This window comes from Streptomyces sp. NPDC002306 (genome assembly GCF_053593435.1).
This window is the reverse complement of the sequence record NZ_JBSFCK010000037.1, coordinates 40,164-50,424: the sequence shown is the minus strand read 5'-3', so window position 1 is coordinate 50,424 and position 10,261 is coordinate 40,164. Positions and strand designations below refer to the sequence as shown.

Below are 10,261 nucleotides of genomic sequence, written 5' to 3'. Positions count from 1 at the left end.
GGCAAGATGCTCGACGAGCGCCTCGGCAAGATCACCTTCTGGACGCTGTTCATCGGCTTCCACGGCACCTTCCTGGTCCAGCACTGGCTGGGCGCGAACGGGATGCAGCGGCGGATCCCCGACTATCTGGCGGTGGAGGGCCTGACGGTCCTCAACACCGTGTCGACCGTCTTCTCGTTCGTCCTCGGACTGTCCCTGCTGCCGTTCTTCTACAACGTCTGGAAGACGGCCAGGTACGGCGAGCCGGTCACCGCCGACGACCCGTGGGGCTACGGCCGTTCGCTGGAGTGGGCGACGTCCTGCCCGCCGCCGCGGCACAACTTCGCCGCCCTGCCGCGGATCCGCAGCGAATCCCCGGCCTTCGACCTGCACCACCCGGAAGTTCTCGTCAGGGAACGGGAGTTGACGGCCCGATGACCGCCATGGACGACCGCCCCCTGGACACCCGGGCCCTGCTGAACGAGATCGAGGGCCATCTGCTCGTCGCCGCCGCGCACGAGGAGGCGCGCACGGCCGCCGCCCGCTTCACCGCCCGGCTCGACTGGCTGACGACCGGGCAGCGGGAGGACGCCGAGCGGCACTTCGAGGCGGAGTATCTCGCGCTGGCCCGCGGCTCGTGGCAGCGTACGGCCGAGCGCGCCGCGCAACTGCGGGGCGAGTACGAGCAGGCGTACCGCGGTCTGCGCCGCCGGCTGCTCACCTGCTGCCTGCTGGGCGGCACACCGGCCCTGGCGGCCCTAGCCTGGGCCGGGCCCTGGTGGGGCCGCTAGCGGGACGGGACCTCGCCGAGCCGGGTCAGTTCTTGTTCAGGGTGCGGGAGATGCCCGCCAGGACCGCCGTCGTCAGGATCCACCCCGCCGCGATCAGCGCGTACGCCAGCCACGCGGCCGCCCCTCCCGGCCAGTACCACGCGGTGCGCTGACCGAGGCCGCCGATGGGGATCAGGAGGTCGAGGGTGTAGACGAAGGCGTTGAACGGCGGGACCTGGCCGGGCTCGGTGGGTCTCGGAGTGTGGGTGAGGAAGACCGCGGTGCCGATCAGCGCGAGCGCCGCGAGCCACACGCCCGCGAGCCAGGGGCGGTATCCGTAGCCGACGGTGGCGTCGAGCAGGAGTCCCCACCCCCGGGCGGGCCTGCCCAGGTGCTGCCTGCGGTGGCGCTGTCGGGCCAGCAGGACCCGGCGGGCCTCGTCGTCGTGGCCGATCTGCCGGTACCAGGCGGCGAGTTGCTCGTAGGGCTGCGAGGCGTAGCCCGGGTTCCGCCTGATCCACGTCACCCGGTGCGCCGCGGAGTTCGCCGGGGAGCCGTCCTCGTCGTCCAGGGAGCCGTAGGTGAAACCCCGCAACCGCACGACGTCCGGCCAGACCCCGTCCCGGTCGCGCAGCGCCGCGGTCTGGGCGCCTCGCAGGTCGACCGGGCCGGACGGTGGCCCGGCGGGGGTGAAGACGAGCAGGCCCGTGCGCATCCGGGTGCAGTCCAGCGTGGTGCCCGGGGCGTCGAGGAGGGCGCCGTCGAAGGTCAGCCGGTCCGGGATCTCGGCTCCGCGCAGACTGATCGTCCCCTGGGCGGTGAACCCGCCGGTCAGCACCAGGTTCCGCACCGTCGCGCTGTCGGCCAGCAGCGCCTCGCCGCCGGGGTGGTGGATCCGCGCCCCCTCCAGGTGGAGTCCGCCGGCCAACTGCGCCCCGGGGAGGCGGATGCCGCCGCGCACGACGGTCCCACGGCAGAAGACCCCGCCCTCCGCGACGAGTCCGCCCGCGAACAGGGCCCAGTCACCGGGGTGCGAGAGGACCGCCCCGGTGAGGATGAGCTCGCCCGCGATCCGGGCGTTGCTCAGGGCCAGCCTGCCGTCCACGACGGTGCCCCGCAGCAGGACTCGGCCCTCCACCCGGGCCATCCTCAGGTCGGCTCCGGGGATCCGGCTGTCCACGATCTCGACCGTCCGGGTCGCGGCTCCGCCGAGGTTCAGGCTCCGCTCGAACCAGCACCGCTCGAACCACAGCCCGTGCCCGATCTCCGCGCCGCCGAGGTCGACGGTCCCGCTGACGCGCGCGCCCCGCAGCCGCAGCGCCGGCGCGGCCCCCGGCGGGCCCGGGTGCGCGCCGAGCAGCAGCGCGGTCAGCACCGTGCCACGGATCGTCCGCTCCGGTCCCCAGCCGTCCCCGTGCCCGGGGTCGTCCAGCGCTTCGCCGGTACCGAGGTCCACGGGGCGGCCGGTGGGATACGCGTCCCACAACTCACGTTCCGGCGGCGTCAGTTCCTCGTAGACATGCACGCGCGAAGGCTAACCTGCCGCCGGGCCACGCCCGACCGGCCCCAGGATGTTCACCAGGTGCCGGACCAGTTCGTCGACCACCTCGTCCAGGGTGGCCGTCACCCATCCCGCGTTCCAGTCGTGCAGCAGCCCGTTGACGCTGCCGATGAAGGCCGTCGCGGCGAGCCGGTAGTCGCGCGGGGCCGCCTCTCCGCGTGCCGCGGCGGCCGTCGCCTCGGCGCACAGGAGGTCGACCCAGCGGGTCCGGCGGGACAGGCGCTGCTCCTCCAGGCGGGCGCTGACGCCGATGACCTCGACGAAGGTGATGCGGATGCGGCGCGGGTCGCCGGTCACGTTCGCGGCGTAGGCGCGGAAGATCGCGGTGGCCCGTTCGGCGAGCGGGCGGCCCTGGGCCGCGGCGACGGCGGTCCGGACGGCGTCCTCCGCCCAGTCGTTCACCTGGAGGTGCAGCGCGGCCAGAACGTCCTCGAGGGTGCGGAACTCCTCGTAGAACTGGCGGGTGGACAGCCCGGCGGCCTCGCAGAGCGCCGAGACGGTCGTGGCGCGGTAGCCGGGGGTGCCGCCGAACAGTCCGAGTGCGGCGTCCAGGAACCTGTCCCGGCGCTCGGCCTGCCGTTCCTCGGCGGACCGTCCGCCGTACCGGCCGGTCGGCGCCTTCGACCTGCCCGCCACCGCGCCTCCTTCACCCGACCCGACGTTCACCCGACCCGACGTTCGCTCGATTGTGTCGTGCACACGATCATGCCGCACCCACCGGTCGCGGCGACCCGATGTCACGGCGACCCGATGTCACGCCGGGCCGCCGCGTGGCGGTGCGACGCCCCGGAGCGCTGTCCGGCGGGTACGGGTGCTAGCCGACCGTACGTGCCGCCCAGGCCGCGAGTTCGGTGCGGGCCGCGGTGAGCAGGGCCGTGGACGGGGCGTCCGCTCCGTTGGTCACGAGCGCGTAGTGCGGGACGTCCGTGTCCGACGCGGTGAGCAGGAGCCGGCGGCTCCCGGTGCCGCCCGGTTCGGCGGCCACGGCGACCGGCGTGGCCGGCGTGTACGCGGGCGGCGCGGACACGGCGCCGAGGTCGGAGACCACGGTCGTGGCCGCGGTCGGGAACGACGCCGGAAGGTGCAGTTCGGTCGGCGCGGTACCACCCCGGGAGCGCCACACCAGCAGCGCGTACTGCCCGGATCCCACCAACCGCGCCACGTTCGGCAGGGAGCCCGGCACCGGGTTCCAGGTCAGCGTGGTCGAGCCGTCGCGGGAGCGGTCCTCGTAGGTGAAGGCGACCGTCGCGCCCGAGGTGGCGCTCGGGTAGACACGGTCGAGGAGCCGGGCGTCCTGACGCAGGGTCACGGTGCCCGTGTCATCGAGGCGTACGGCGGACAGGTCCTCGTCGTTCCAGGCGTCGCCGCCGGTGAGCACCTTGCCGGGGTTGCCGTTCATCAGTTCGTGGTGGCGGCCGTTGTAGAGGTCCCACTCCCACTGGGAACCGGAGAGCACCGGACCGGAGATGGCCGGGCTCGACCACCAACCCGATCCCTTCACCCGGGAGTCGAGGGCCTGGTACATCGCCTTCAGGACGGTCGGCGCCTTGTCCGACACCGTCCCCGACAGCGGATGGCCGAACTCGCTGACCATGGCGGTGGTCCCGGCCGCCGCGGCCCGGTCGCGGACCGTGGCGAAGTCGGTCGCGTACTGACCGTCGGCCGCCTTGCCCCACATCAGGATCCCGGAGATGGCCTTCTGGTCGTAGAAGTGGGTGTTGAAGACGTAGCGCGAGCCGAGTGTGCCGGCGTCCAGCAGGCCGCCCACCTGCTTCTGGGAGTCGATGTTGGCGTTCCAGAACAGGTTCGGCTCGACGAAGGCGGGCTTGTCCTGCCAGCCGGCCGCGTCCATCCGGGCACGGAACTTCACGTAGAACGGCCAGAGCACGTCCTTCTCCCAGGTGCGGCTGGTCTGGCCCGAGTCGTAGGTGCCCGCGTACGGCTCGTTGACGGGGTCGAAACCGACGACACCCGTGAACTCCTCGGCGGACAGGTGCTGGGCGACGTACGCCATGGTCTGCTGGGCGGTGGCGAGGAAGGCGTCCTGGAGGCCGTGGGCGTTGTGCCAGAAGTCGTACGAGGCCGCCTTCACCGCTCCGTTCTGGGTGATGTTCTGGCCCCAGAAGAAGCAGATCCCGCAGGACTCGTCGGGGTAGGTGCCCGCGTTCACGGCCCACTCGGGAGCGCCGTCGCCGGTGTACCAGCTGTCGTCGTCGAAGAGGTAGCGGGAGTAGAGGTCCTGGTGGAAGTCGGGGTAGACCCGGATGCCGAGGTCGAGGAAGGCGCGCATCTGGTCGGTGACGGCGGCCAGATAGGCGGTGTCCACCTGGCCGCGGGCCGGTTCGGCGTGGGCCCAGGAGAGCAGGAAGCGGACCGAGTTGCCCCCGCCGAGGGCACGCAGCGCGGTCGCCGACTTCCGCGCGTCGGCGACCGAGGCGAAGGGCAGGCCGCCGTTCTCCGCCAGCTTGGTCTCGCCGGAGACGTTGTAGCCGCGCAGCACGACCTCACGGCCGAGGCTGTCGGTGAACCGTCCGTTCGACACGGTGAGCGACGCGCCGTCGAACCAGAGGGAGTCGGGGACGGTGGCGGCGGTGGCGGACGGAGAGCCCGCCACCGTCAGGAATCCGCAGAGGACGACCAGGACCACGAGCAGACGCGCCCGGAGATTCGGCATGTTCACTACAATCTGGCGATGCCGGAACACAGTCAACACCCCTGACTCCGCGGTAAGTCCACTCCCCGTCGCCACCCGGGCCTCAACCACCCACTCTGCGCGTCACGTTCAACAGATACTCCTTGCGGTTCAGCGGGTTGTGGTCGGTGCGCGCCCGCTCCGGGACCGTGTCGCGCGCGACCGGCGCGTAGTGGTCGAAGACGCTCTCCCACTCGCCCTCTCCCCTGGTCAGCCCGGGCAGTCGCTGCTCCAGACCGTGCACCTGCGCGGCCGGCACCGCACCCTCCAGGACGCACACCGCGCCCCGGGTGTCGGTCGTGCGCGGTACGGCCCGCAGCGCGGCCAGCACCGGCAGCAGGGCGCCCAGGGTGTCCACCGGGACGTCGAGGCGGAACCGGTGCATCGGCTCGTGTACCTGGGTGCCCGCCCGCCGCAGCGCCTCGGTCAGGACCAGCGGGGTCAGGCCGCGGAAGTCCGCGCCGGTGCTCGACATGCTCTTGTCGAAGCCCTGGTGGGCGTGGCTCTGCCGGGGCGAGTAGCCGCTGTGGGTCATGGTGACCGCGCAGTCGGCGACCCGCCAGCCGTGCAGCCCCTGGGCCAGGGTCTCGCGCACGGTGTCCTCGACCGCCTTGAAGAAGGCGTACGGCATCGAGCCGAGCTCCACCTCCAGCCGGAAGGCGACACCCGCGCCGACCGGGGCCGGTTCGACCCGCAGGCCGACGGTCGCGAGGAACGGGTTGCCGTCCCTCTTGTTGAACTCCACGGCCTCGCCCGTCCCGGCCGGCCGCTCGACGCACAGCGGGGTCGTGCCGCGGAACGCGACGTCGAGTCCGTACGCGTCGGCGAGGGTCGCCTGGAGGACCTCCTTCTGCACCTCTCCGTACAGCGACACGGACGTCTCCCGGCGGACCTCGTCGTGCCGCAGGTCGATCAGCGGGTCCTGTTCGGCCAGCTGGGTGAGCGCCAGGTGCAGGGCCCGGGTGTCCGTGCCCTCCCCCGGCACGACGACGGTCTCCAGGGTCGGCGGGGCGAAGACGTGCCCGTACGCCTTGCGGGGTACGCCGATCGGGTCGCCGATCCTGATGTCGGCCAGGCCCCACAGCCGGGCGATCCGGCCCGCGGGGACGGCGTCGGCAGGGCTGTCCGTGCCACGGTCGAAGACACCGATGCCGGTGATCCGGCCCTCCACGCCGTCCTCGCCGAAGGGGATCCGGTCGCGGACGCGCAGCGTGCCCGCGAACAGGCGGGCGTAGGCGATCTTCTCCCCCGCCGGACCCCGCTCGACCTTGAAGACGGTGCCGGAGACCGGCCCGTCGGGGTCGCCGCCGGCGGCCGGCAGCAGTTCCCTGATGCCGGCGATCAGTTCGGCGACGCCCGCTCCCGTCATGGCCGAGCCGAAGTACACCGGGTGCACCTCGGCCCGCCGGGTCTGGGCGACGAGGGCCGCGCGCAGCCGGTCGCGCCCGACGGTGTCCTCGACGTACGCGGCGAGCAGGGCGTCGTCGTGGTCGGCGAGGACGTCGAGGGCGGCCGGATCGAGTCCGGGCGTGAAGCCGGCCGCGCGGGTGCCGAGTCCGGTGGGGCGTCCCATCGGCACCACCGCCACCGAGAGCCGTTCGGACAGGGCCCGCAGGACGTCCGTGTCGCGGGCCCCCCGGCGGTCGATCTTGTTGACGAAGACCAGGGTGGGGATGCGCAGCCGTCGCAGGGTCCGCATCAGCACCCGCGTCTGGGCCTGGACGCCCTCGACGGCCGAGACGACCAGGACGGCGCCGTCCAGGACCCCGAGGACGCGCTCCACCTCGGCGATGAAGTCGGGGTGGCCCGGGGTGTCGATCAGGTTGACCGTCACGTCGTCCACCGGGAAGGAGACGACGGCGGACTTGATGGTGATGCCGCGCTGCCGCTCCAGCGCGAGCGTGTCGGTGCGCGTACTGCCCGCGTCGACGCTGCCGATCTCGTCGATGACTCCGACCGTGTGCAGCAGCCGTTCGGTCAGACTGGTCTTGCCCGCGTCCACGTGCGCGAGGATTCCGAGGTTGAGCAGATGCACGAAGCGTCATGTCCTTCGAAGAGTGGGGTCTTTCCTTCCGGGGTGGACATGAACGGTGTGCGCATCTGCTGCTCCTGGATCTTCCGGCGACCGGGTCCTTCGCAGTGCAGCAGACCGGCGGGCGGCACGGCAACGGATTAACGTCCGGACGGAACGACGTAGTCACGGAGACGACGGAACGGCGCCCCGCGACGGCCCGCCCCGCGACGGGAGCGTGGCGTTGCGGAGCCCCTCCCCGGCCGGATGCGACGCTTGCCGCGGTGGTGAGAGGAGCCGACGATGCGTGACATTCTCCCGGTGCTGAACGACTGGTACGGGGCCGGTGTCCCGTTCGGTCTCGCCACCGTGGTCGAGGTCGGCCGCAGCGCGCCGCGCGATCCGGGGGCCGCCATGGCCGTGGGACCGGACGGCCAGGTCGTGGGCAGTGTGTCGGGCGGCTGCGTGGAGGGCGCGGTGTTCGAACTCGCCCGGGAGGTCGTGGCGAGCGGAGAGCCGCGGCTGGAGACATTCGGCTACAGCGACGCGGACGCCTTCGCGGTCGGGCTGACCTGCGGCGGTGAACTCACCGTGCTGCTGCGGCCCGTCTCCCCCGCGCTGGACCCGGCCTTCGGCGCGGTCGCCGAGTCGGTCGCCGCGGGCCGCCCGGTGACGGTGGCGACGGTGGTGGACGGGCCCGCGCCGCGCGGAGCCTGCCTCGCCGTCTGGCCGGACGGCGTCCGCGGCACGCTCGGCGCGCCGGGCCTGGACGCGGCCGTCACCGCCGACGCCCGCGGCGAGCTCGCTCTGGGCGCGACCGGTGTACGGCGCTACGGGCCGGGCGGGCAGCGGCGCGAGGACGCCGTCCGGGTGTTCCTGCACTCCTTCGCGCCGCCGCCGCGCATGCTGGTCTTCGGCGCGATCGACTACGCGGCCGCCGTCGCCCGCATCGGCGACTTCCTCGGCTACCGGGTCACGGTGTGCGACGCCCGGCCGGCCTTCGCCACGCCCCAGCGCTTCCCGGCGGGTGTCGAGGTGGTCGTGGACTGGCCGCACCGCTATCTGCGGGGCACCGACACCGACGACCGCACGGTGATCTGCGTCCTGACCCACGACCCGAAGTTCGACGTACCGCTCCTGGAGGAGGCACTGCGCCGCCCGGCCGCGTACGTGGGCGCGATGGGCAGCCGCCGTACGCACGACGACCGGATGCGGCGGCTGGTCGAGGCCGGGCTCACGGAGCGCGAACGGTCCCGGCTGCGCTCGCCGGTCGGCCTCGACCTCGGGGCCCGTACGCCGGAGGAGGTGGCGGTGTCCGTCGCCGCCGAGATCGTCGCGGTGCGCTGGGGCGGCAGCGGCCTTCCGCTGACCGCGACGGCGGGCGACGTCCACCCACGGGTGTCACTGTGAGGGGGCGGGGTCGCCGGGTCAGCGCGGCGGCAGCCGGTGCAGGACCACGTCCGTGAGCCGGCCGTCGGCCACGTCGGCGGTCAGGTAGGTGCAGTGGGGCATGCGTCGGCGGTCGGTGGGGGAACCGGGGTTGAGCAGACGCAGTCCGGTGGGGGCGGTGGAGTCCCAGGGAATGTGGCTGTGCCCGAAGACCAGGACGTCGAGGCCGGCGAACCGGGCGGCGCAGCGGGCCTCGCGGCCCTGGGCGGGGCCGGTCTCGTGGACGACCCCGAAGCGCAGACCGCCGAGCTCGGCGTACGCCACCTCGGGGAGCCGGGCGCGCAGGTCCGGGCCGTCGTTGTTGCCGTACACCGCGACGAGCTCGCGGCAGCGGCTCTCCAGCAGGTCGAGGGTGGCCGTGTCGACCCAGTCCCCGGCGTGGAACACCACGTCGGCGCGCGGGAGTTCGGCGAGGAGCGGGCCGGGCAGCTCCCGGGCGCGCCGGGGGAGATGCGTGTCGGACATCAGGAGCAGGCGCACGGGAGCAGCGTACGACGTCCGCCCCCGCGGCGATCTACAGGTGAAGCTGTCCAGTTCGAACTGGACAGTTTTGCCTGACGGTTCTACGGTGGTGGTCATGGCGCAGCAGAACCCCGACCCCGGCCTCTCCGCGTCCGCCGTCCGGGCGGCGCACGACCTGCGGGTCGTGTTCAGCCGGCTGCGGCGGCGCCTGCGGGAGGTCACCGAGGACGAGGTGCTCACTCCGTCCCAGGTGTCCGCGCTCACCCTGGTCGGCAAGCACGGCGCCGCCACGGCGAGCGCGCTGGCGTCCGCCGACGGCGTCCGTCCGCAGTCGATGGCCACCACGCTCGCCGCCCTCGACCGGCACGGTCTGATCCGGCGCGGTCCCGATCCCGAGGACGGCCGGCGCCAGCTGGTCACGCTGACCGACGCGGGCCGCGAGCGCGCCGAGGGCAACCGGCAGGTCCGGGCCGAATGGCTGGCCCGCGCGTTCGAGGAACGGTTCACGCAGGACGAGCGCCGGACGATCCTGGCGGCCCTCGCCCTCATGGAACGGCTGACCCAGTAGCGAGACCGAGGCCGAGGCGGAACATCGGAACGCCCCGGCCATCCGACCCCACCCGGCATACGGCCCACCCGACCCCCCACCCCGCGTACCGGCCCACCCGGCCATCAGGAACACCGGAAACACCCGAAAGGCCCGCACCCCCATGGCACTCACCACCTTCGACCCGCGTACCGCCCTCGTCGTGATCGACCTCCAGGCCGGCATCGCCGGCGCGCCCACCCAGCCCTACGCCGGTGCCGACGTCGTCGCCCGCAGCGTCGAGCTCGCCGACGCGTTCCGCGCCCGCGACCTGCCCGTCGTGCTGGTCCGGGTGTCCTTCGCCGCCGACGGCGCCGACGCCGTACCGGGCCGCACCGAGGCCGTGCGTCCCGGCGGCACCCGCCCGGAGGGCTGGGACGTCATCGTCCCCGAGCTGTCCGGGCACCCCGGCGACCTCACCGTCACCAAGCACAACTGGGGCGCCTTCCACGGCACCGACCTGGACGTGCAGCTGCGCCGCCGCGGGGTCACCCAGATCGTGCTGACCGGCATCGCCACCAGCATCGGCGTCGAGTCCACCGCCCGTGCCGCCTACGAGCACGGCTACCACGTCAGCCTGGTCACCGACGCGATGAGCGACCTGGACGCCGAGTCCCACCGCGGCAGCGTCGAGCGCGTCTTCCCGCGGCTCGGTGAGACGGGCACGACGGCCGAGGCCCTGGAACTCCTCGCCAAGACGCACTGCTGACGCACTGCTGACAGCGCCGAGAGGGGCGCGGGCGAAGGCGGC

The 10,261-nt window shown here is 73.3% G+C and carries 10 protein-coding genes; 5 read left to right on the top strand and 5 right to left on the bottom strand.

The annotated features are described in order from the left end of the window. Both ACWCQK_RS35535 and ACWCQK_RS35530 read left to right on the top strand, forming a co-directional pair. On the top strand, positions 1 to 417 hold a 417-nt coding region (locus ACWCQK_RS35535; protein ID WP_451162261.1), incomplete at its 5' end, for a cbb3-type cytochrome c oxidase subunit I. Then, positions 414 to 770, top strand: coding sequence for a hypothetical protein (locus ACWCQK_RS35530; protein ID WP_451162260.1), 357 nt, complete (start codon positions 414 to 416; stop codon positions 768 to 770). The genes ACWCQK_RS35535 and ACWCQK_RS35530, both read left to right, overlap by 4 nt. Before the next feature lie 25 nt (positions 771 to 795). Here ACWCQK_RS35530 and ACWCQK_RS35525 read toward each other — a convergent pair whose 3' ends face one another. From ACWCQK_RS35525 to ACWCQK_RS35510, 4 genes are all read right to left on the bottom strand, one after another. Next, positions 796 to 2,274 (bottom strand): oxidoreductase, encoded by a 1,479-nt coding sequence (locus ACWCQK_RS35525; RefSeq protein ID WP_451162258.1) that lies wholly within the window; start codon positions 2,272 to 2,274, stop codon positions 796 to 798. Positions 2,275 to 2,283: 9 nt separating this feature from the next. Beyond that, complete coding sequence (locus ACWCQK_RS35520) at positions 2,284 to 2,946, bottom strand: TetR/AcrR family transcriptional regulator (protein WP_451162257.1); 663 nt, start codon at positions 2,944 to 2,946, stop codon at positions 2,284 to 2,286. A 178-nt stretch (positions 2,947 to 3,124) separates the two neighbouring features. Then, positions 3,125 to 4,984, bottom strand: coding sequence for a cellulase family glycosylhydrolase (locus ACWCQK_RS35515; RefSeq protein ID WP_451162255.1), 1,860 nt, complete (start codon positions 4,982 to 4,984; stop codon positions 3,125 to 3,127). 82 nt (positions 4,985 to 5,066) lie between these two features. Continuing rightward, a complete protein-coding gene (locus ACWCQK_RS35510) occupies positions 5,067 to 7,037 on the bottom strand; it encodes a GTP-binding protein (RefSeq protein ID WP_451162253.1) in 1,971 nt (656 codons plus the stop codon). A gap of 279 nt (positions 7,038 to 7,316) precedes the next feature. Between ACWCQK_RS35510 and ACWCQK_RS35505 the strand changes: the two genes are divergently transcribed. Beyond that, entirely contained in the window at positions 7,317 to 8,423 is a 1,107-nt protein-coding gene (locus tag ACWCQK_RS35505; protein ID WP_451162251.1) for an XdhC family protein, read from the top strand. An 18-nt stretch (positions 8,424 to 8,441) separates the two neighbouring features. Here ACWCQK_RS35505 and ACWCQK_RS35500 read toward each other — a convergent pair whose 3' ends face one another. Then, positions 8,442 to 8,942 (bottom strand): metallophosphoesterase family protein, encoded by a 501-nt coding sequence (locus ACWCQK_RS35500; protein WP_451162249.1) that lies wholly within the window; start codon positions 8,940 to 8,942, stop codon positions 8,442 to 8,444. A 97-nt stretch (positions 8,943 to 9,039) separates the two neighbouring features. Here ACWCQK_RS35500 and ACWCQK_RS35495 point away from each other — a divergent pair, with 97 nt between their 5' ends. Together ACWCQK_RS35495 and ACWCQK_RS35490 are read left to right on the top strand one after the other, a co-directional pair. Next, the gene (locus ACWCQK_RS35495; protein WP_451162247.1) at positions 9,040 to 9,492 is read left to right on the top strand and encodes a MarR family winged helix-turn-helix transcriptional regulator; all 453 of its coding nucleotides are present in this window, start codon (positions 9,040 to 9,042) and stop codon (positions 9,490 to 9,492) included. Between the two features lie 142 nt (positions 9,493 to 9,634). Continuing rightward, positions 9,635 to 10,219, top strand: a complete 585-nt coding sequence (locus ACWCQK_RS35490; protein WP_451162245.1) for a hydrolase — start codon at positions 9,635 to 9,637, stop codon at positions 10,217 to 10,219. The last annotated feature ends 42 nt before the right edge of the window (positions 10,220 to 10,261 follow it).

Excerpts from the sequence above, each read along its gene's own strand:
- ACWCQK_RS35530 (WP_451162260.1), top strand. The coding sequence starts at position 414 with ATGACCGCCATGGACGACCGCCCCCTGGACACCCGGGCCCTGCTGAAC.
- ACWCQK_RS35505 (WP_451162251.1), top strand. The coding sequence starts at position 7,317 with ATGCGTGACATTCTCCCGGTGCTGAACGACTGGTACGGGGCCGGTGTC.
- ACWCQK_RS35495 (WP_451162247.1), top strand. The coding sequence starts at position 9,040 with ATGGCGCAGCAGAACCCCGACCCCGGCCTCTCCGCGTCCGCCGTCCGG.
- ACWCQK_RS35515 (WP_451162255.1), bottom strand. The coding sequence starts at position 4,984 with ATGCCGAATCTCCGGGCGCGTCTGCTCGTGGTCCTGGTCGTCCTCTGC.
- ACWCQK_RS35490 (WP_451162245.1), top strand. The coding sequence starts at position 9,635 with ATGGCACTCACCACCTTCGACCCGCGTACCGCCCTCGTCGTGATCGAC.